The organism is Bacillus sp. FSL R5-0603 (assembly GCF_038050295.1).
In the GTDB taxonomy this organism is placed as follows: Bacteria; Bacillota; Bacilli; order Bacillales; family Bacillaceae; genus Bacillus; species Bacillus subtilis.
The window spans coordinates 39,840-59,696 of sequence record NZ_JBBOYP010000002.1 but is presented as its reverse complement, the minus strand read 5'-3'; the positions used below and the strand labels follow the sequence as shown (position 1 = coordinate 59,696).

23 protein-coding genes and 2 other annotated features are annotated in these 19,857 nt (G+C 42.2%); all 23 genes read left to right on the top strand.

Going from position 1 to position 19,857, the window contains the following annotated elements:
* The first annotated feature begins 301 nt into the window (after positions 1-301).
* The 23 genes from ctsR (at position 302) to rplL (ending at position 19,831) form a co-directional block, all read left to right on the top strand.
* Positions 302-766, top strand: coding sequence for a transcriptional regulator CtsR (ctsR, locus tag NYE56_RS21265; RefSeq protein WP_003225724.1), 465 nt, complete (start codon positions 302-304; stop codon positions 764-766).
* A 13-nt stretch (positions 767-779) separates the two neighbouring features.
* Complete coding sequence (gene mcsA / locus NYE56_RS21260) at positions 780-1,337, top strand: protein-arginine kinase activator protein McsA (RefSeq protein ID WP_015252993.1); 558 nt, start codon at positions 780-782, stop codon at positions 1,335-1,337.
* The gene (locus NYE56_RS21255) at positions 1,337-2,428 is read left to right on the top strand and encodes a protein arginine kinase (RefSeq protein WP_003235007.1); all 1,092 of its coding nucleotides are present in this window, start codon (positions 1,337-1,339) and stop codon (positions 2,426-2,428) included. Before mcsA ends, NYE56_RS21255 begins: the two co-directional genes overlap by 1 nt.
* The gene (clpC, locus tag NYE56_RS21250) at positions 2,425-4,857 is read left to right on the top strand and encodes an ATP-dependent protease ATP-binding subunit ClpC (protein WP_014475592.1); all 2,433 of its coding nucleotides are present in this window, start codon (positions 2,425-2,427) and stop codon (positions 4,855-4,857) included. The genes NYE56_RS21255 and clpC overlap by 4 nt, the downstream gene beginning before the upstream one ends.
* Positions 4,858-4,948: 91 nt before the next feature.
* Positions 4,949-6,325, top strand: a complete 1,377-nt coding sequence (radA, locus tag NYE56_RS21245) for a DNA repair protein RadA (RefSeq protein WP_014475593.1) — start codon at positions 4,949-4,951, stop codon at positions 6,323-6,325.
* A 3-nt stretch (positions 6,326-6,328) separates the two neighbouring features.
* Positions 6,329-7,411: a DNA integrity scanning diadenylate cyclase DisA gene (gene disA, locus NYE56_RS21240; protein ID WP_003225736.1), complete on the top strand. Its 1,083-nt coding sequence runs from the start codon at positions 6,329-6,331 to the stop codon at positions 7,409-7,411.
* Between the two features lie 115 nt (positions 7,412-7,526).
* Positions 7,527-8,627, top strand: coding sequence for a PIN/TRAM domain-containing protein (locus tag NYE56_RS21235; RefSeq protein ID WP_003235014.1), 1,101 nt, complete (start codon positions 7,527-7,529; stop codon positions 8,625-8,627).
* A gap of 14 nt (positions 8,628-8,641) precedes the next feature.
* Entirely contained in the window at positions 8,642-9,340 is a 699-nt protein-coding gene (gene ispD, locus NYE56_RS21230; RefSeq protein WP_003235019.1) for a 2-C-methyl-D-erythritol 4-phosphate cytidylyltransferase, read from the top strand.
* Positions 9,333-9,809, top strand: coding sequence for a 2-C-methyl-D-erythritol 2,4-cyclodiphosphate synthase (gene ispF, locus NYE56_RS21225; protein WP_003225745.1), 477 nt, complete (start codon positions 9,333-9,335; stop codon positions 9,807-9,809). Before ispD ends, ispF begins: the two co-directional genes overlap by 8 nt.
* Positions 9,810-9,899: 90 nt before the next feature.
* Positions 9,900-11,351: a glutamate--tRNA ligase gene (gene gltX, locus NYE56_RS21220; RefSeq protein WP_341284414.1), complete on the top strand. Its 1,452-nt coding sequence runs from the start codon at positions 9,900-9,902 to the stop codon at positions 11,349-11,351.
* Positions 11,352-11,353: 2 nt separating this feature from the next.
* Positions 11,354-11,584, top strand: a binding site (T-box leader).
* Positions 11,585-11,652: 68 nt separating this feature from the next.
* Positions 11,653-12,306 (top strand): serine O-acetyltransferase, encoded by a 654-nt coding sequence (cysE, locus tag NYE56_RS21215; protein WP_003225749.1) that lies wholly within the window; start codon positions 11,653-11,655, stop codon positions 12,304-12,306.
* Positions 12,303-13,703 carry a cysteine--tRNA ligase gene (cysS, locus tag NYE56_RS21210; protein ID WP_014478619.1) on the top strand — a complete coding sequence of 467 codons (1,401 nt, stop codon included), beginning with the start codon at positions 12,303-12,305 and terminating at the stop codon, positions 13,701-13,703. The genes cysE and cysS overlap by 4 nt, the downstream gene beginning before the upstream one ends.
* A gap of 3 nt (positions 13,704-13,706) precedes the next feature.
* Complete coding sequence (locus NYE56_RS21205; protein WP_341284413.1) at positions 13,707-14,138, top strand: mini-ribonuclease 3; 432 nt, start codon at positions 13,707-13,709, stop codon at positions 14,136-14,138.
* A complete protein-coding gene (gene rlmB, locus NYE56_RS21200; RefSeq protein WP_014475598.1) occupies positions 14,122-14,871 on the top strand; it encodes a 23S rRNA (guanosine(2251)-2'-O)-methyltransferase RlmB in 750 nt (249 codons plus the stop codon). Before NYE56_RS21205 ends, rlmB begins: the two co-directional genes overlap by 17 nt.
* Before the next feature lie 6 nt (positions 14,872-14,877).
* Positions 14,878-15,390 carry a ribosome-dependent mRNA decay endonuclease Rae1/YacP gene (rae1, locus tag NYE56_RS21195; RefSeq protein WP_003235032.1) on the top strand — a complete coding sequence of 171 codons (513 nt, stop codon included), beginning with the start codon at positions 14,878-14,880 and terminating at the stop codon, positions 15,388-15,390.
* A 62-nt stretch (positions 15,391-15,452) separates the two neighbouring features.
* A complete protein-coding gene (sigH, locus tag NYE56_RS21190) occupies positions 15,453-16,109 on the top strand; it encodes an RNA polymerase sporulation sigma factor SigH (RefSeq protein WP_003225758.1) in 657 nt (218 codons plus the stop codon).
* Positions 16,110-16,201: 92 nt separating this feature from the next.
* Positions 16,202-16,351 (top strand): 50S ribosomal protein L33, encoded by a 150-nt coding sequence (gene rpmG / locus NYE56_RS21185; protein ID WP_003156421.1) that lies wholly within the window; start codon positions 16,202-16,204, stop codon positions 16,349-16,351.
* A 33-nt stretch (positions 16,352-16,384) separates the two neighbouring features.
* On the top strand, positions 16,385-16,564 hold the full coding sequence (secE, locus tag NYE56_RS21180) for a preprotein translocase subunit SecE (RefSeq protein WP_004399676.1): 180 nt from the start codon (positions 16,385-16,387) through the stop codon (positions 16,562-16,564).
* A gap of 178 nt (positions 16,565-16,742) precedes the next feature.
* Positions 16,743-17,276 carry a transcription termination/antitermination protein NusG gene (nusG, locus tag NYE56_RS21175; protein ID WP_003225764.1) on the top strand — a complete coding sequence of 178 codons (534 nt, stop codon included), beginning with the start codon at positions 16,743-16,745 and terminating at the stop codon, positions 17,274-17,276.
* Positions 17,277-17,443: 167 nt separating this feature from the next.
* Entirely contained in the window at positions 17,444-17,869 is a 426-nt protein-coding gene (gene rplK, locus NYE56_RS21170) for a 50S ribosomal protein L11 (RefSeq protein WP_003156430.1), read from the top strand.
* 94 nt (positions 17,870-17,963) lie between these two features.
* Positions 17,964-18,662 (top strand): 50S ribosomal protein L1, encoded by a 699-nt coding sequence (gene rplA / locus NYE56_RS21165; protein WP_003235040.1) that lies wholly within the window; start codon positions 17,964-17,966, stop codon positions 18,660-18,662.
* 45 nt (positions 18,663-18,707) lie between these two features.
* Positions 18,708-18,848 (top strand) — a sequence feature (ribosomal protein L10 leader region).
* A 65-nt stretch (positions 18,849-18,913) separates the two neighbouring features.
* Positions 18,914-19,414: a 50S ribosomal protein L10 gene (gene rplJ, locus NYE56_RS21160; protein ID WP_003235042.1), complete on the top strand. Its 501-nt coding sequence runs from the start codon at positions 18,914-18,916 to the stop codon at positions 19,412-19,414.
* Between the two features lie 45 nt (positions 19,415-19,459).
* Entirely contained in the window at positions 19,460-19,831 is a 372-nt protein-coding gene (rplL, locus tag NYE56_RS21155) for a 50S ribosomal protein L7/L12 (RefSeq protein ID WP_003156436.1), read from the top strand.
* The last annotated feature ends 26 nt before the right edge of the window (positions 19,832-19,857 follow it).

Sequence of the window (19,857 nt, the reverse complement as noted above, 5' to 3'; positions counted from 1 at the left end):
AGCTCTTCAGCGCCGATGGTAGTCGGGGGTTTCCCCCTGTGAGAGTAGGACGCCGCCAAGCAAGCTTAAACCCAGCTCATTGAGCTGGGTTTTTTGTATTTTGGTTTATTGGTATCATAAAATTCCAATTAACTGTATAATATAATAACTTTATACCGAATTTTAAATCAGCAATCAGGTTTTGTGGACCGGGAAAATGGAAATAATAAAGGATAGAGCGAGAAAGTTGAAAATTCTCGAGAAACGGCTTATAGTAAGATTATAGTCAAATATAGTCAAAGTCAGTAAAGGAGGGGGTTGAGTGGGACATAATATTTCTGACATCATTGAACAATATTTAAAACGAGTGTTAGATCAAAATGGCAAGGAAATTTTAGAGATTAAACGAAGTGAAATTGCAGATAAATTTCAATGCGTTCCTTCCCAAATAAATTATGTCATCAACACCAGATTTACAAGCGAAAGAGGATATATTGTTGAGAGCAAACGCGGGGGCGGCGGTTACATCAGAATCATTAAAATTAAAATGAACAATGAAGTTGTCCTGATCAATAATATTATTTCTCAAATTAATACCCATTTGTCTCAAGCAGCCTCTGATGACATTATTTTAAGGCTATTAGAAGACAAGGTAATTTCAGAAAGAGAAGCAAAAATGATGGTCAGCGTAATGGACCGCTCAGTTTTACACATTGACTTACCTGAACGTGATGAATTAAGAGCGAGAATGATGAAGGCAATGCTGACTTCTTTAAAATTAAAATAAGCGGGTGAAAAGATTGATTTGTCAAGAGTGCCACGAGAGACCAGCCACTTTTCACTTTACAAAGGTTGTTAACGGAGAAAAAATAGAAGTTCATATTTGTGAACAATGTGCCAAAGAAAATAGTGATTCATATGGTATAAGTGCAAATCAGGGTTTCTCTATTCATAATTTACTTTCGGGTTTACTGAACATGGATTCTTCATTTCAAAATGCAGGAACTCAAATGTTCAGTCACTCGGAGCAAATATCTGCTTGTCCGAAATGCGGAATGACTTTTCAGCAATTCAGAAAAATTGGCCGTTTTGGATGTTCTGAATGTTACAAAACATTTCATAGCAACATTACACCAATCCTACGTAAAGTGCACAGCGGAAACACTGTGCATGCAGGTAAGATACCGAAACGAATAGGCGGCAATCTTCATGTCAGACGGCAGATTGATATGCTAAAAAAGGAATTAGAATCCTTAATCCATCAAGAAGAATTTGAAAATGCAGCTCATGTAAGAGATCAAATTCGTTCATTAGAACAATCACTCAAAAGTACAGATAGTGAGGAGGAACAGGAGTAATGTCGCTAAAGCATTTTATTCAGGACGCACTAAGCAGTTGGATGAAGCAGAAAGGACCTGAAAGTGACATTGTACTCAGCAGCCGCATACGTTTAGCAAGGAACTTTGAGCATATTCGGTTCCCTACGCGGTATTCCAATGAAGAAGCCTCATCCATCATACAGCAATTTGAAGATCAGTTTTCAGAGCAAGAAATTCCCGGAATCGGCAAATTTGTTTTGATTAGAATGAATGATGCACAGCCTTTAGAGAAGCGTGTACTTGTTGAAAAACATCTAATCAGTCCGAATCTGACAGAGTCTCCTTTTGGCGGCTGTTTGCTTTCTGAAAATGAGGAAGTAAGCGTCATGCTAAATGAAGAGGACCATATTAGAATTCAGTGTCTTTTCCCTGGATTTCAGCTTTTAGAAGCAATGAAAGCCGCAAACCAGGTCGACGACTGGATTGAAGAAAAAGTTGATTATGCATTCAATGAGCAAAGAGGATACTTAACCAGCTGTCCTACAAACGTAGGTACTGGTTTAAGGGCTTCGGTCATGATGCATCTGCCGGCACTGGTTTTAACTAGGCAAATAAATCGAATTATACCGGCAATTAATCAATTAGGCTTAGTTGTTAGAGGAATTTATGGGGAAGGCAGCGAAGCAGTAGGGAATATCTTTCAAATTTCAAATCAGATCACGCTTGGTAAGTCAGAGCAGGATATTGTAGAGGATCTTAACAGTGTTGCTGCTCAGTTGATTGAACAAGAACGATCTGCCCGAGAAGCGATTTATCAAACTTCTAAAATTGAACTTGAGGATCGGGTATATCGGTCTTATGGGGTCTTGTCTAATTGCCGGATGATAGAATCGAAAGAAACTGCAAAGTGCCTTTCAGATGTTCGGTTAGGCATAGACCTAGGCATTATAAAAGGACTTTCAAGCAACATACTTAACGAACTTATGATTTTGACGCAGCCAGGGTTTTTACAGCAATACTCGGGAGGCGCTTTGCGTCCGAACGAAAGGGACATTCGAAGAGCGGCTCTCATCAGAGAACGGCTTCACTTAGAAATGAATGGGAAAAGACAGGAGGATGAATCGATATGATGTTTGGAAGATTTACAGAACGAGCTCAAAAAGTACTGGCGCTAGCACAGGAAGAAGCACTTCGGTTAGGTCATAATAACATTGGCACTGAGCATATTTTATTAGGACTGGTAAGAGAAGGAGAGGGAATTGCTGCTAAAGCTCTTCAAGCGCTTGGACTCGGTTCAGATAAAATTCAGAAAGAAGTAGAAAGTTTGATCGGGCGCGGGCAGGAAATGTCTCAAACGATTCATTATACTCCTAGAGCTAAAAAAGTCATTGAGCTTTCAATGGATGAAGCAAGAAAACTCGGTCATTCTTATGTTGGAACAGAACATATTCTTCTTGGTCTGATTCGTGAAGGAGAAGGTGTTGCTGCGAGAGTTCTGAATAATCTCGGTGTCAGCTTAAATAAAGCAAGACAGCAGGTGCTCCAGCTTCTAGGAAGTAATGAAACAGGATCATCAGCGGCAGGAACAAATAGCAATGCGAATACGCCTACGCTTGACAGCTTGGCAAGAGACTTAACTGCTATTGCGAAGGAAGACAGCCTTGACCCTGTAATCGGCAGAAGCAAGGAGATCCAGCGTGTCATTGAAGTGTTAAGCCGCAGAACGAAAAACAACCCTGTTCTCATTGGGGAACCAGGTGTAGGTAAAACGGCTATCGCAGAAGGTTTGGCACAGCAAATTATCAATAATGAAGTACCCGAAATTTTGCGTGATAAACGTGTGATGACATTAGACATGGGAACAGTTGTTGCCGGCACAAAATACCGTGGAGAATTTGAGGATCGCCTGAAGAAGGTCATGGATGAAATTCGCCAGGCAGGAAATATCATTCTATTCATCGATGAGCTCCATACATTAATCGGGGCAGGCGGAGCAGAAGGTGCTATTGATGCATCTAATATTTTAAAACCTTCACTTGCTCGCGGCGAACTCCAATGTATTGGTGCAACGACTCTTGATGAGTACCGTAAATATATTGAAAAAGATGCAGCACTGGAACGCCGTTTTCAGCCGATTCAAGTTGATCAGCCATCTGTAGATGAAAGTATTCAAATTTTACAAGGTCTGCGTGACAGATACGAAGCCCACCACCGCGTTTCTATCACTGATGATGCCATTGAAGCTGCGGTTAAGCTTTCTGACAGATATATTTCTGACCGCTTCCTTCCGGATAAAGCAATTGACTTGATCGATGAAGCAGGTTCAAAGGTGAGACTGCGCTCATTTACAACACCTCCTAACTTAAAAGAGCTTGAGCAGAAGCTTGATGAGGTTCGTAAAGAGAAGGACGCGGCAGTGCAAAGCCAAGAGTTTGAAAAAGCTGCTTCCTTGCGTGATACAGAACAACGCCTGCGCGAGCAAGTAGAGGATACGAAGAAATCATGGAAAGAGAAGCAAGGGCAGGAAAACTCAGAGGTTACTGTAGATGATATTGCGATGGTTGTATCCAGCTGGACCGGTGTGCCTGTATCTAAAATCGCCCAAACTGAAACTGATAAGCTTCTCAATATGGAAAACATTCTTCACTCCCGTGTCATTGGCCAGGATGAAGCGGTTGTAGCTGTTGCAAAAGCCGTCAGACGTGCGAGAGCAGGATTGAAAGATCCTAAACGCCCAATTGGCTCATTCATTTTCTTAGGCCCTACAGGTGTAGGTAAAACAGAGCTTGCACGAGCACTCGCTGAATCCATTTTTGGCGATGAAGAATCCATGATCAGAATTGATATGTCTGAATACATGGAAAAACACTCAACTTCAAGACTTGTTGGTTCACCTCCGGGATATGTGGGATATGATGAAGGCGGTCAATTGACAGAGAAAGTCAGAAGAAAACCTTACTCTGTCGTGCTTCTTGATGAGATCGAGAAAGCGCACCCTGATGTCTTCAATATCCTTCTGCAAGTTCTTGAAGACGGACGATTGACTGATTCTAAAGGACGCACAGTCGATTTCCGCAATACCATTCTGATTATGACATCAAACGTCGGAGCAAGTGAGCTGAAACGCAATAAATATGTCGGCTTTAACGTTCAGGATGAAACTCAAAATCATAAAGACATGAAAGATAAAGTGATGGGTGAATTGAAACGAGCGTTCAGACCTGAGTTCATCAACCGTATTGATGAAATCATTGTCTTCCATTCACTTGAGAAAAAACATCTTACTGAAATTGTGTCATTAATGTCTGATCAATTAACGAAACGCCTGAAAGAACAAGATCTTTCTATCGAATTGACAGATGCTGCAAAAGCGAAAGTCGCGGAAGAGGGCGTTGACCTGGAATACGGTGCCCGTCCGTTAAGAAGAGCGATCCAAAAACATGTCGAGGATCGTTTATCTGAAGAACTCCTCAGAGGAAATATTCATAAAGGACAGCATATTGTTCTTGATGTAGAAGATGGCGAATTTGTCGTAAAAACGACTGCTAAAACGAATTAATATAGAAGACGGAAATGAGGCATACAGCATGTAAGTGTATGCCTCACTTTCATATCAAGAAATAGAACAAGGGAGAGGTCTTACACTATATATGGCTAAAACAAAATCGAAATTCATCTGCCAATCCTGCGGCTACGAGTCTCCAAAATGGATGGGGAAATGTCCGGGCTGCGGTGCTTGGAATACAATGGTGGAAGAAATGATTAAAAAAGCACCGGCCAATCGGAGAGCGGCTTTTTCTCATTCTGTTCAAACTGTACAGAAACCTTCACCTATTACATCAATCGAAACATCAGAAGAACCCCGCGTCAAAACCCAGCTTGGTGAGTTTAACAGAGTACTCGGCGGAGGTGTCGTTAAAGGCTCCCTCGTTTTAATTGGCGGTGATCCTGGTATCGGAAAGTCAACGCTATTACTGCAGGTTTCCGCTCAATTATCTGGCTCATCAAACAGTGTCCTGTATATTTCGGGAGAAGAATCTGTAAAGCAAACGAAGCTGCGAGCAGACCGTCTCGGCATTAATAATCCGTCACTACATGTTTTATCTGAAACCGATATGGAGTATATTTCGTCTGCTATACAAGAGATGAATCCAGCGTTTGTCGTTGTTGACTCTATTCAGACGGTTTACCAAAGCGATATTACATCGGCTCCAGGCAGTGTGTCACAAGTCAGAGAATGTACCGCTGAGCTGATGAAAATTGCAAAAACAAAAGGTATTCCGATTTTTATCGTAGGGCACGTGACGAAAGAAGGGTCTATTGCAGGTCCGAGACTGTTGGAGCATATGGTTGACACTGTTTTATATTTTGAGGGAGAACGCCACCATACTTTCCGTATTTTGCGGGCTGTAAAAAACCGTTTCGGATCTACAAACGAAATGGGCATTTTCGAAATGCGGGAAGAGGGGCTCACTGAGGTTTTGAATCCTTCAGAAATTTTCTTGGAAGAACGCTCTGCTGGTTCCGCAGGCTCGAGTATCACTGCCTCTATGGAGGGCACTAGACCGATTCTTGTTGAAATTCAGGCGCTTATCTCGCCAACAAGCTTTGGCAACCCAAGGCGTATGGCAACGGGAATAGACCATAACAGGGTTTCTCTGTTAATGGCTGTGTTAGAAAAAAGAGTAGGGCTGCTGCTGCAAAATCAGGATGCTTATTTGAAAGTGGCTGGCGGCGTTAAGCTTGATGAACCGGCAATTGATCTTGCGATTGTGATTAGTATCGCATCAAGCTTTAGAGACACACCTCCAAATCCTGCAGATTGTTTTATTGGAGAAGTGGGATTAACCGGAGAAGTCCGGCGGGTTTCAAGAATTGAACAGCGTGTGAAAGAAGCGGCAAAGCTTGGTTTTAAACGCATGATCATACCCGCGGCAAATCTGGATGGATGGACAAAACCAAAAGGGATTGAGGTTATCGGAGTAGCAAATGTTGCAGAAGCGCTTCGTACTTCATTAGGAGGATAATAGATGGAAAAAGAGAAAAAAGGGGCGAAACACGAGTTAGACCTGTCATCTATATTGCAGTTTGTTGCTCCGGGTACACCGCTCAGAGCGGGGATGGAAAACGTCTTGAGAGCAAATACAGGCGGTCTGATTGTTGTTGGATATAATGATAAAGTAAAAGAAGTGGTGGACGGCGGCTTTCACATAAACACGGCTTTTTCTCCGGCGCATTTATATGAGCTGGCTAAAATGGATGGAGCGATCATTTTAAGTGATTCTGGTCAAAAGATCCTATACGCGAATACTCAGCTGATGCCGGATGCCACAATTTCTTCATCAGAAACAGGAATGCGGCACAGAACTGCCGAAAGAGTAGCTAAGCAAACTGGCTGTCTTGTAATCGCCATTTCTGAAAGAAGAAATGTCATAACGTTATATCAGGAAAACATGAAGTATACACTAAAAGACATAGGATTTATTTTAACCAAGGCGAACCAAGCCATTCAAACACTTGAAAAGTATAAGACAATCCTCGATAAAACGATTAATGCACTGAACGCGTTAGAGTTTGAGGAACTTGTTACCTTCAGTGATGTCTTGTCTGTCATGCATCGTTATGAAATGGTACTGAGAATCAAAAACGAAATTAATATGTATATCAAAGAGCTGGGGACAGAAGGGCATCTGATCAAACTGCAAGTCATTGAATTGATTACAGATATGGAAGAAGAGGCCGCTTTATTTATTAAGGACTATGTAAAAGAAAAGATAAAAGATCCGTTTGTTCTCTTGAAGGAGCTGCAGGATATGTCCAGTTATGATCTGCTGGATGATTCCATTGTGTATAAGCTTCTCGGTTACCCTGCTTCTACTAATCTTGATGATTATGTATTGCCGAGAGGATACAGGCTGTTAAATAAGATACCGCGTCTTCCGATGCCGATTGTTGAAAATGTTGTAGAAGCATTTGGAGTCCTACCAAGGATTATTGAGGCGAGTGCAGAAGAATTAGATGAAGTAGAGGGAATCGGTGAAGTACGAGCCCAAAAAATCAAAAAAGGATTAAAACGCCTGCAAGAGAAGCATTATTTAGACAGACAACTGTGATTTCGGTTAAAACCTTATGAATACGGGTATATTAATGTTGGTTTTTGTTTATTCTGATATTCGTAGGATGCATAAGACTTTGTGAAATTAAAATGTTAAAAAAGGAGGTGGGGGTATGTTAAAACGAATAGTTCAGGCGTTCTTCATTATTTTTGGCGGCGTTGTTGGTATATTTTTGATACCTGAATTGTTTGTACTGTTAAATATACAGGACATACCTTTAATAACAAACGCATATACGTCTGCGGCAATAGGAGCAATTATCTTTTTTCTCATCAGTATATGGGGTACAGAATACGTTGTGAACTGGGTGAAGTGGATAGAGGATTCATTGTTAAAAGCGCCGGTTCCAGATTTGTTATTTGGAAGTCTTGGCTTAGTTTTTGGACTTATAATTGCTTATCTTATCGTAAATGTTATTCCTTTAGACAATATACCTTACCGCATATTCAGCACAATAATTCCTGTATTTTTGGCTTTCTTCCTCGGTTATCTGGGCTTCCAGGTGGGCTTTAAGAAAAAGGATGAATTGATCAGCCTGTTTTCCATTTCCGCCAGAATGCAAAAGAAAAAAGGAACAGCTGATGAAGAACATGAGGTTCAAGACAAGAAGCTGAAAATTTTGGACACTAGTGTTATTATTGATGGGAGAATAGCAGATATTTGTCAGACTGGTTTTTTAGAGGGAGTTATCGTGATTCCGCAGTTTGTCCTTGAGGAATTGCAGCATATTGCAGACTCTTCAGATGTTTTAAAACGAAACAGAGGACGCCGCGGTCTTGATATCCTGAACCGCATTCAGAAAGAATTAGACATTGAAGTTGAAATTTACGAAGGCGACTTTGAAGATATTCAGGAGGTTGACAGCAAGCTCGTCAAACTTGCTAAGCTGACATCCGGGGTCGTCGTGACGAATGATTTTAATTTAAATAAAGTGTGCGAGCTTCAGAAGGTAGCAGTATTAAACATTAATGACCTTGCCAATGCGGTCAAGCCTGTTGTGCTTCCTGGCGAGGAAATGAATGTTCAGGTCATTAAGGACGGGAAAGAGCATAATCAGGGAGTTGCCTACTTGGATGACGGTACGATGATTGTCGTTGAAGAAGGACGCAATTATATCGGCAAGCATATTGATGTACTCGTCACAAGTGTGCTCCAGACAGCAGCGGGACGAATGATTTTTGCGAAGCCTAAGCTGTTGGAGAAGGCGCTGTAAAGGGAGAAGAAACAATGAGTTATGATGTGGTGATTCCTGCAGCCGGACAGGGAAAGCGGATGAAGGCAGGGAGAAATAAACTGTTCATTGAGCTGAAGGGAGACCCGGTGATCATACACACGTTAAGAGTGTTTGACAGCCACCGGCAGTGCGATAAAATCATTTTGGTGATTAACGAGCAGGAGCGGGAGCACTTTCAGCAATTGCTGTCCGATTACCCGTTTCAAACTTCGATTGAGCTTGTTGCAGGCGGAGATGAGCGTCAGCACAGTGTGTATAAGGGGCTGAAAGCCGTAAAGCAGGAAAAGATTGTCCTTGTACATGACGGTGCCCGCCCATTTATAAAACATGAACAAATTGACGAACTGATCGCAGAGGCGGAACAGACAGGAGCGGCCATCCTTGCTGTTCCGGTAAAAGATACGATTAAACGCGTTCAAGATTTACAAGTCAGTGAGACGATTGAACGTTCAAGCTTGTGGGCTGTCCAAACGCCACAAGCTTTTCGTCTTTCTTTATTGATGAAGGCTCACGCTGAGGCCGAGCGCAAGGGATTTTTAGGGACGGATGACGCCAGCCTCGTTGAACAGATGGAGGGCGGTTCGGTCCGTGTTGTAGAAGGCAGCTATACAAATATTAAGCTGACGACGCCAGACGATTTGACGTCAGCTGAAGCTATCATGGAATCAGAAAGTGGGAATAAACATGTTTAGAATTGGACAAGGATTTGATGTGCATCAATTAGTGGAGGGCCGTCCTCTCATTATTGGCGGAATTGAAATCCCGTACGAAAAAGGGCTGCTTGGCCATTCTGATGCAGACGTATTGCTGCATACTGTCGCTGACGCCTGCCTGGGCGCTGTGGGTGAAGGAGACATCGGCAAGCATTTTCCTGACACAGATCCCGAGTTCAAGGACGCAGATTCTTTCAAATTACTTCAGCATGTCTGGGGAATCGTGAAACAGAAGGGGTATGTCCTTGGGAACATTGATTGCACCATCATAGCGCAAAAGCCGAAGATGCTGCCGTACATAGAAGATATGAGAAAAAGAATTGCTGAAGGCCTTGAGGCAGATGTTTCTCAAGTAAATGTAAAAGCAACAACGACAGAAAAGCTTGGATTTACAGGCCGGGCGGAAGGAATAGCGGCTCAGGCGACAGTACTGATACAAAAAGGCTAACTTGTTTTGATGCCGGGTCTATTTGGTGGTAGAATAGATTCATACATTTTTGCCTGAGGCCATACATGACATGAAAGGAAGTATTTGAAAATGGGAAACGAAGTACGCGTCCGTTATGCACCGAGTCCAACCGGACATTTGCATATTGGAAATGCCAGAACGGCGCTTTTTAATTATTTATTTGCCCGCAATCAAGGCGGTAAGTTTATCATTCGAGTTGAGGATACAGATAAAAAGCGCAATATTGAGGGCGGAGAACAAAGCCAGCTGAATTATCTGAAGTGGCTAGGTATTGACTGGGATGAGAGTGTGGATGTCGGAGGAGAGTACGGCCCATACCGTCAGTCCGAGCGTAACGATATCTATAAAGTGTACTATGAAGAGCTTCTTGAAAAAGGGCTTGCTTATAAATGTTACTGTACGGAAGAAGAGCTTGAAAAAGAGCGTGAAGAACAGATTGCCCGCGGAGAAATGCCTCGTTATTCCGGAAAACACAGAGACCTGACTCAGGAAGAACAGGAGAAATTTATCGCTGAAGGCAGAAAACCAAGTATTCGTTTCCGCGTGCCGGAAGGAAAAATCATCGCCTTCAATGATATCGTAAAAGGCGAAATTTCTTTTGAATCAGATGGCATCGGCGACTTTGTTATTGTGAAAAAGGACGGAACGCCGACTTACAACTTCGCGGTAGCGATTGATGACTACTTAATGAAAATGACACACGTGCTGCGCGGTGAGGATCATATTTCTAACACACCGAAACAGATTATGATTTATCAAGCATTCGGATGGGATATTCCTCAGTTCGGACACATGACGCTGATCGTAAACGAAAGCCGTAAAAAGCTCAGTAAACGTGATGAATCCATTATTCAATTCATCGAGCAGTACAAAGAGCTTGGCTACCTGCCAGAAGCACTGTTCAACTTTATCGGCCTGTTAGGCTGGTCACCGGTTGGAGAAGAAGAGCTTTTCACAAAAGAGCAGTTTATTGAAATTTTTGATGTAAATCGTTTATCTAAATCACCAGCTTTGTTTGATATGCATAAGCTAAAATGGGTTAACAACCAATATGTGAAGAAGCTGGATCTTGATCAGGTTGTTGAACTGACGCTTCCGCATTTGCAAAAAGCCGGCAAAGTTGGCACTGAGCTTTCTGCTGAAGAACAAGAATGGGTTCGTAAACTGATTTCCCTGTATCATGAGCAATTAAGCTACGGTGCGGAAATTGTTGAGCTGACTGATTTGTTCTTTACGTATGAGATCGAGTATAATCAAGAAGCGAAAGCTGTTCTGGAAGAAGAACAGGTTCCTGAAGTGCTCAGCACATTCGCAGCGAAGCTTGAAGAGCTTGAGGAGTTCACTCCGGATAACATCAAAGCATCGATCAAAGCAGTGCAGAAAGAAACTGGCCATAAAGGGAAAAAACTGTTTATGCCGATTCGTGTTGCTGTAACAGGGCAAACTCACGGTCCGGAACTGCCGCAATCAATTGAATTGATCGGTAAAGAGACTGCAATACAGCGTTTAAAAAATATCTAAATAAATGATTGTTGACAGGGAAGAGTATAAAGCTTTAGGCCATTACAGAAAGGATCTCCATTGGCTGAGAGAGATCCATGAGCCGGGTTTTAGAAGTGCGCCCTTAAGACCTTTGAAGAACGTTTTTTGAAACCAGTATTCAAAGGCGGCCGCCGCCGTTACAGGCTGAAGTTGGGAGAGCAGAAGTCTGCTTTTCAAACAGAGTGGAACCGCGCGGTTAAAGCGTCTCTGTCATGTTTACATGCAGAGACGCTTTTTTTATTGGGTAGAGGAAATCAGATAGAGAAACGGGGGGAAGCATGTGTTTTTTAGAATGCTCAAAGAAGACATTGATACTGTGTTCGATCAAGATCCCGCAGCAAGAAGCTATTTTGAAGTGATTTTAACTTATTCCGGTTTACATGCTATATGGGCGCATCGGATTGCACATGCTTTATATAAACGAAAATTTTATTTCCTTGCACGCCTTATATCTCAAGTAAGCCGATTTTTTACCGGGATAGAAATCCACCCCGGCGCTACAATCGGGAGAAGATTTTTCATAGATCACGGCATGGGGGTTGTCATTGGGGAGACATGTGAAATCGGCAATAACGTAACCGTTTTTCAGGGGGTTACCCTCGGGGGAACGGGGAAAGAAAAGGGAAAAAGGCACCCAACGATTAAAGATGACGCATTGATAGCCACAGGTGCTAAAGTGCTCGGTTCTATTACGGTCGGTGAAGGCTCAAAGATTGGGGCTGGTTCAGTAGTGCTGCATGATGTTCCTGATTTTTCAACAGTTGTCGGTATCCCTGGACGGGTCGTTGTACAAAATGGCAAGAAAGTAAGACGCGATTTAAACCATCAGGATTTGCCCGATCCAGTTGCTGACCGCTTTAAGTCTTTGGAACAGCAGATTTTAGAGCTGAAGGCAGAACTTGAAGACAGAAAAGAAAGGATCAATCAAAAATGACAATCACACTTTATAATACATTGACTAGACAGAAGGAAACATTCGTTCCTCTTGAAGAGGGAAAAGTGAAAATGTATGTATGCGGACCCACGGTTTACAATTACATTCATATCGGGAACGCGCGTCCGGCAATCGTTTACGATACGGTTCGAAACTATTTAGAGTATAAAGGCTATGATGTGCAGTATGTCTCTAACTTCACAGACGTAGACGATAAATTAATTAAAGCGGCAAATGAACTCGGTGAGGATGTACCCACCATTTCAGAGCGTTTTATTAAAGCATACTTTGAAGACGTAGGTGCGCTCGGCTGCCGAAAAGCCGACCTTCATCCGCGAGTAATGGAGAACATGGATGCCATTATCGAATTCGTAGATCAGCTCGTGAAAAAGGGCTACGCATATGAATCAGAAGGTGACGTATATTTCAAAACCAGAGCGTTTGAAGGGTACGGAAAGCTTTCTCAGCAATCAATCGATGAACTTAGATCAGGTGCACGCATCCGAGTCGGCGAGAAAAAAGAAGATGCTCTTGATTTCGCACTGTGGAAAGCGGCAAAAGAAGGAGAAATCTCTTGGGATAGCCCTTGGGGGAAAGGACGCCCGGGCTGGCACATTGAATGCTCAGCAATGGTGAAAAAGTATCTCGGTGACCAGATTGATATCCATGCGGGCGGACAGGATTTAACATTCCCTCACCATGAAAACGAAATTGCGCAATCTGAGGCGCTAACAGGCAAAACGTTTGCGAAGTACTGGCTTCATAATGGTTATATCAATATTGATAATGAAAAAATGTCAAAATCACTAGGCAACTTTGTGCTTGTCCATGACATCATTAAACAACATGATCCGCAGCTTTTGAGATTCTTTATGCTATCTGTTCATTATCGCCATCCGATTAACTATTCAGAAGAGCTTCTGGAGAATACGAAAAGCGCGTTCAACCGTTTAAAAACAGCGTACAGCAATCTTCAGCACCGTCTGAACAGCAGTACGAATTTAACCGAAGATGACGATCAATGGCTTGAAAAAGTTGAAGAACACCGCAAAGCATTCGAAGAAGCGATGGACGATGATTTTAATACGGCGAATGCCATTTCAGTCTTGTTCGACTTAGCGAAACACGCCAATTACTATCTTCAGAAAGACCATACAGCTGATCATGTAATTACGGCGTTTATCGAGATGTTTGACCGTATTGTTTCTGTCCTCGGTTTTTCGTTGGGTGAGCAGGAACTTCTCGATCAAGAGATTGAAGACTTAATCGAAAAGCGAAATGAAGCGCGCCGGAATCGCGATTTTGCATTGTCAGACCAGATCCGCGACCAGCTGAAAAGCATGAATATCATTCTTGAAGATACGGCTCAAGGCACTCGCTGGAAACGGGGAGAATAACAGATGCTTGAATTTGATACGATAAAAGATTCTAAGCAGCTTAACGGTCTTGCGCTTGCTTATATAGGTGATGCCGTTTTTGAAGTGTATGTCAGGCATCACCTGCTTAAGCAGGGCTTTACCAAACCAAATGATCTTCATAAGAAATCAAGCCGGATTGTTTCAGCAAAGTCACAGGCTGAGATCCTATTTTTTCTGCAGAATCAATCATTTTTTACGGAAGAAGAGGAAGCGGTGCTAAAAAGAGGCAGAAATGCCAAGTCAGGGACAACACCTAAAAATACAGATGTTCAGACGTACCGCTACAGTACAGCATTTGAAGCGCTTCTGGGCTACCTTTTTCTAGAGAAAAAAGAGGAACGACTTAGTCAGCTCGTAGCCGAAGCTATACAATTCGGGACGTCAGGGAGGAAAACAAATGAGTCAGCAACATGATTACGTCATAGGGAAAAATGCAGTGATCGAGACGTTAAAATCTGATCGGAAGCTGTATAAGCTGTGGATGGCGGAAAACACCGTAAAGGGACAAGCACAGCAAGTGATTGAGCTTGCCAAAAAGCAGGGAATCACGATTCAATACGTCCCGAGAAAAAAACTCGATCAAATGGTGACAGGACAGCATCAGGGCGTAGTGGCACAGGTTGCAGCGTATGAATATGCAGAACTGGACGATTTATATAAAGCAGCCGAAGAAAAAAATGAACAGCCTTTCTTCCTCATTCTGGACGAGCTTGAAGACCCTCATAATCTTGGTTCCATTATGAGGACAGCAGATGCGGTCGGCGCTCATGGCATCGTCATTCCAAAACGGAGAGCTGTCGGGCTGACAACAACAGTGGCAAAAGCTTCAACAGGAGCAATTGAGCACATTCCTGTAGCAAGAGTCACCAATTTGGCACGGACGTTAGAAGAGATGAAAGAGCGGGGAATCTGGGTTGTCGGAACGGATGCGTCCGCGCGTGAGGATTACCGCAATATGGACGGCAATATGCCTTTGGCTCTAGTCATCGGAAGTGAAGGAAAAGGGATGGGCCGCCTTGTGAAGGAAAAGTGCGATTTTCTCATTAAACTCCCGATGGCCGGAAAGGTAACTTCACTAAATGCATCTGTCGCGGCTGGTCTTTTGATGTATGAAGTCTACCGGAAACGAAACCCTCTGGGAGAATAAAGACCCATGGATATCCTGTTAGTAGACGGGTACAACATGATTGGAGCCTGGCCGCAGCTGAAGGATTTAAAAGCGAACAGTTTTGAAGAGGCGAGAGACGTACTGATTCAGAAAATGGCGGAATATCAATCGTATACAGGAAACAGGGTTATTGTTGTTTTTGACGCGCATCTCGTAAAAGGGCTTGAGAAAAAACAGACCAACCATAGAGTTGAAGTGATTTTTACAAAAGAAAATGAGACGGCTGATGAGCGGATAGAAAAGCTCGCTCAGGCTTTGAATAATATTGCGACTCAAATTCACGTTGCGACCTCTGACTATACTGAGCAGTGGGCGATTTTCGGACAGGGGGCATTGCGGAAATCGGCCCGGGAGCTTTTGAGAGAGGTAGAAACGATTGAAAGGCGAATAGAGAGACGGGTAAGAAAAATCACTTCCGAAAAGCCGGCGGGTAAAATTGCTTTATCGGAAGAGGTTTTGAAAACGTTTGAAAAGTGGAGGCGGGGAGACTTAGATTAAGTTGACGCTTTTTTGCCCAATACTGTATAATATTTCTATCTACGTGCGCCGGGGGGATCGGAGTGAATCTACAGAACAACAAGGGAAAATTCAACAAAGAGCAGTTTTGCCAGTTGGAGGACGAGCAGGTCATTGAAAAGGTTCATGTTGGGGACAGTGATGCGTTAGATTACTTGATTACGAAGTACCGAAACTTTGTTCGGGCAAAAGCAAGATCCTATTTCTTAATAGGGGCGGACAGAGAGGATATTGTTCAGGAAGGCATGATAGGCCTCTATAAGTCTATTCGTGACTTCAAAGAGGACAAGCTTACCTCATTCAAAGCTTTCGCAGAGTTATGTATTACCCGCCAAATTATTACCGCAATAAAGACAGCTACTCGCCAGAAACACATTCCTTTGAATTCCTACGTCTCATTAGATAAACCGATTTTTGATGAAGAATCAGACCGAACGCTGCTGGATGTCATTTCAGGAGCGAAAACCTTAAATCCTGAGGAAATGATCATTAATCAGGAAGAATTTGATGATATTGAAATGAAAATGGGAGAACTATTAAGTGATTTAGAGAGAAAAGTACTCGTCTTATATCTCGATGGGAGAAGTTACCAAGAGATTTCTGATGAACTGAACCGACATGTGAAATCGATCGACAATGCCCTTCAGCGTGTGAAACGCAAGCTGGAGAAGTACTTGGAAATTCGCGAAATCAGTTTGTAATAGGAATTTATGCTATATTGACAGTATTTTTCTGACTATGATATGTTACTAAAGATAAGAACTAATGTCTATTTAGAAAAAGGTGTAATGACATGAGAAAAAAGATTACGTTAGCATGCAAGACATGCGGAAACCGTAATTATACGACAATGAAGAGCTCTGCATCAGCGGCTGAGCGATTAGAAGTAAAGAAATACTGCAGTACTTGCAATTCACATACAGCTCATCTTGAAACAAAATAGTTTTTGCGCTTTTAAATTGTGGAGGTCTTTTACATGCGTATTATGAAATTCTTTAAAGATGTTGGGAAAGAAATGAAAAAGGTAAGCTGGCCTAAAGGAAAAGAGTTAACGCGTTATACCATTACGGTAATTTCAACAGTTATCTTTTTTGTTATCTTTTTTGCCCTCCTTGACACAGGAATTTCTCAATTAATTCGTTTAATAGTTGAATAATGATCAGCAATACGTGCTATAATAGATCATAATATTACTTGCCAAAACCCGTTCAGCGGGTTTTTTATTGTGGCTTAAAATGAAAGTTATCATAGGCTTGCCGCCTATTTTTTGAAGCGTTATGGTAATTCACTAAAACCAAATGCGGGGAGGGAAGGACTGGACAGTCCTGAATAGAATGGAAAAGAATTGGTATGTTGTTCACACGTACTCTGGTTATGAGAATAAAGTAAAAGCCAACTTGGAAAAACGTGTTGAATCAATGGGGATGCAGGATAAAATTTTCCGTGTAGTCGTACCCGAAGAAGAAGAAACAGATATCAAAAACGGCAAGAAAAAAGTCGTGAAAAAGAAAGTATTCCCTGGTTATGTGCTTGTTGAAATTGTAATGACAGACGACTCTTGGTATGTCGTCCGCAACACGCCGGGCGTTACTGGATTCGTAGGATCTGCCGGGTCAGGTTCAAAACCGACGCCGCTTCTTCCGGGGGAAGCAGAAACCATTCTGAAGAGAATGGGCATGGATGAACGAAAAACTGATATTGACTTTGAACTGAAAGAGACAGTGAAAGTAATAGACGGACCTTTTGCTAACTTTACAGGATCAATTGAAGAGATTGATTATGATAAAAGCAAGGTCAAAGTTTTCGTTAATATGTTTGGCCGTGAAACGCCGGTTGAGCTGGAATTTACCCAAATCGATAAATTGTAATGTGAAAAAACTTGAAATTGCTATATATAAATGATAATATAGCAAAGGTACGTCTTGGACTTATCCAAGGCAACTAGCATGATATTTCGTCATTCATATAAAGAATGAAACCTTGAGTGGGAGGGTTTACCCTATTACCACATCACGGACTTAAGGAGGTGTGTCTCGTGGCTAAAAAAGTAGTTAAAGTTGTAAAATTGCAAATTCCTGCTGGAAAAGCTAACCCAGCACCACCAGTTGGACCTGCACTTGGTCAAGCCGGTGTTAACATCATGGGATTCTGTAAGGAGTTTAACGCTCGTACAGCTGACCAAGCTGGTTTAATCATTCCTGTTGAAATTTCGGTTTACGAAGACCGTTCATTTACATTTATTACAAAAACTCCACCTGCTGCAGTATTGCTTAAAAAAGCAGCTGGAATTGAGTCTGGTTCTGGTGAACCAAACCGTAATAAAGTGGCAACCGTTAAGCGCGATAAAGTACGCGAAATCGCTGAAACGAAAATGCCTGACTTAAACGCAGCAGACGTTGAAGCGGCAATGCGCATGGTTGAAGGTACTGCCCGCAGTATGGGTATTGTAATCGAGGATTAATTTGTTTCTTGTCGGGTTGCGAGTTTTAACAAGTTCGCAACCCTTATTCGTGGGAGGTTATTCCGCTATAACCACATAAGGAGGAAATTTTAAAATGGCTAAAAAAGGTAAAAAGTACGTTGAAGCTGCTAAGCTTGTAGACCGTTCTAAAGCTTACGACGTCTCTGAAGCAGTAGCTCTCGTTAAAAAAACAAACACAGCTAAATTCGACGCTACAGTTGAAGTGGCTTTCCGTTTAGGGGTTGACCCTCGTAAAAACGACCAGCAAATCCGTGGAGCAGTAGTGCTTCCAAACGGAACTGGTAAAACTCAGCGCGTTCTCGTTTTCGCAAAAGGCGAAAAAGCGAAAGAAGCTGAAGCTGCTGGTGCAGATTTCGTAGGCGACACTGACTACATCAACAAAATTCAACAAGGCTGGTTCGATTTCGATGTTATCGTAGCTACACCTGACATGATGGGTGAAGTTGGTAAAATCGGTCGTGTACTTGGACCAAAAGGTTTAATGCCAAACCCTAAAACTGGTACAGTTACTTTCGAAGTTGAAAAAGCGATCGGCGAAATCAAAGCTGGTAAAGTTGAATACCGCGTTGATAAAGCTGGAAACATTCATGTTCCTATCGGTAAAGTTTCTTTCGAGGATGAAAAACTTGTTGAGAACTTCACAACAATGTACGATACAATCCTTAAAGCAAAACCTGCTGCAGCTAAAGGCGTTTACGTGAAAAACGTTGCTGTAACTTCTACTATGGGACCTGGTGTCAAAGTAGACTCTTCAACTTTTAACGTAAAATAATATTGACATGACATCAACATTCTGATATTATTCAAAATGTTGTAAAATAGAATATCATTTATACCGTAGACAGTAGGGGCCTAACCGCTTAATTATCCTACCGAGGTGTATATTATCACAGCTATTACGTTACGTATGCTTGTATATACAGCCTCCATGTCTCATGGAGGCTTTTTATATGGAATCCGTCGTCTCAGTCGTGATCACCTAACGGTATAAGTGTTACACAAGAATCTACAGGAGGTGTAACCATGAGCAGCGCAATTGAAACAAAAAAAGTTGTTGTTGAAGAAATTGCTTCTAAACTGAAAGAAAGTAAATCAACGATCATCGTTGACTATCGCGGACTTAACGTTTCTGAAGTAACTGAACTTCGTAAACAGCTTCGCGAAGCTAACGTTGAGTTCAAAGTTTACAAAAATACGATGACTCGCCGTGCGGTTGAACAAGCTGAGCTTAATGGTTTGAATGATTTCTTAACTGGACCGAACGCGATCGCATTCAGCACTGAAGATGTTGTCGCTCCGGCTAAAGTTCTTAATGACTTCGCTAAAAATCACGAAGCTCTTGAAATCAAAGCTGGCGTTATCGAAGGTAAAGTTTCTACTGTTGAAGAAGTGAAAGCTCTTGCTGAACTTCCATCACGCGAAGGCTTGCTTTCTATGTTGCTTAGCGTACTTCAAGCTCCAGTTCGCAACCTTGCTCTTGCTGCAAAAGCTGTGGCAGAACAAAAGGAAGAACAAGGCGCTTAATCTAATCAGTTTTTCATAAATTAAAACAAAATGGAGGAATTACAAATGGCTTTAAATATCGAAGAAATCATTGCTTCCGTTAAAGAAGCAACTGTACTTGAATTGAACGACCTAGTAAAAGCAATCGAAGAAGAATTTGGCGTAACTGCTGCTGCTCCTGTAGCTGTAGCTGGCGGAGCTGCTGCAGGCGGAGCTGCTGAAGAGCAAAGCGAATTCGATCTTATCCTTGCTGGTGCAGGATCTCAAAAAATCAAAGTTATCAAAGTTGTACGTGAAATCACTGGTCTTGGCTTGAAAGAAGCTAAAGAACTTGTTGACAACACTCCAAAACCACTTAAAGAAGGTATTGCTAAAGAAGAAGCTGAAGAGCTTAAAGCTAAACTTGAAGAAGTTGGCGCTTCTGTAGAAGTTAAGTAATCTTCACTTACCTGTAGGGGAAGCTC

Bases quoted from the DNA above. Each gene is read 5' to 3' on its own strand.
- NYE56_RS21255 (WP_003235007.1), top strand. From the start codon at position 1,337: ATGTCGCTAAAGCATTTTATTCAGGACGCACTAAGCAGTTGGATGAAG.
- clpC (WP_014475592.1), top strand. From the start codon at position 2,425: ATGATGTTTGGAAGATTTACAGAACGAGCTCAAAAAGTACTGGCGCTA.
- radA (WP_014475593.1), top strand. From the start codon at position 4,949: ATGGCTAAAACAAAATCGAAATTCATCTGCCAATCCTGCGGCTACGAG.
- disA (WP_003225736.1), top strand. From the start codon at position 6,329: ATGGAAAAAGAGAAAAAAGGGGCGAAACACGAGTTAGACCTGTCATCT.
- NYE56_RS21235 (WP_003235014.1), top strand. From the start codon at position 7,527: ATGTTAAAACGAATAGTTCAGGCGTTCTTCATTATTTTTGGCGGCGTT.
- ispD (WP_003235019.1), top strand. From the start codon at position 8,642: ATGAGTTATGATGTGGTGATTCCTGCAGCCGGACAGGGAAAGCGGATG.
- ispF (WP_003225745.1), top strand. From the start codon at position 9,333: ATGTTTAGAATTGGACAAGGATTTGATGTGCATCAATTAGTGGAGGGC.
- gltX (WP_341284414.1), top strand. From the start codon at position 9,900: ATGGGAAACGAAGTACGCGTCCGTTATGCACCGAGTCCAACCGGACAT.
- cysS (WP_014478619.1), top strand. From the start codon at position 12,303: ATGACAATCACACTTTATAATACATTGACTAGACAGAAGGAAACATTC.
- NYE56_RS21205 (WP_341284413.1), top strand. From the start codon at position 13,707: ATGCTTGAATTTGATACGATAAAAGATTCTAAGCAGCTTAACGGTCTT.
- rlmB (WP_014475598.1), top strand. From the start codon at position 14,122: ATGAGTCAGCAACATGATTACGTCATAGGGAAAAATGCAGTGATCGAG.
- rae1 (WP_003235032.1), top strand. From the start codon at position 14,878: ATGGATATCCTGTTAGTAGACGGGTACAACATGATTGGAGCCTGGCCG.
- rpmG (WP_003156421.1), top strand. From the start codon at position 16,202: ATGAGAAAAAAGATTACGTTAGCATGCAAGACATGCGGAAACCGTAAT.
- secE (WP_004399676.1), top strand. From the start codon at position 16,385: ATGCGTATTATGAAATTCTTTAAAGATGTTGGGAAAGAAATGAAAAAG.
- nusG (WP_003225764.1), top strand. From the start codon at position 16,743: ATGGAAAAGAATTGGTATGTTGTTCACACGTACTCTGGTTATGAGAAT.
- rplA (WP_003235040.1), top strand. From the start codon at position 17,964: ATGGCTAAAAAAGGTAAAAAGTACGTTGAAGCTGCTAAGCTTGTAGAC.
- rplJ (WP_003235042.1), top strand. From the start codon at position 18,914: ATGAGCAGCGCAATTGAAACAAAAAAAGTTGTTGTTGAAGAAATTGCT.
- rplL (WP_003156436.1), top strand. From the start codon at position 19,460: ATGGCTTTAAATATCGAAGAAATCATTGCTTCCGTTAAAGAAGCAACT.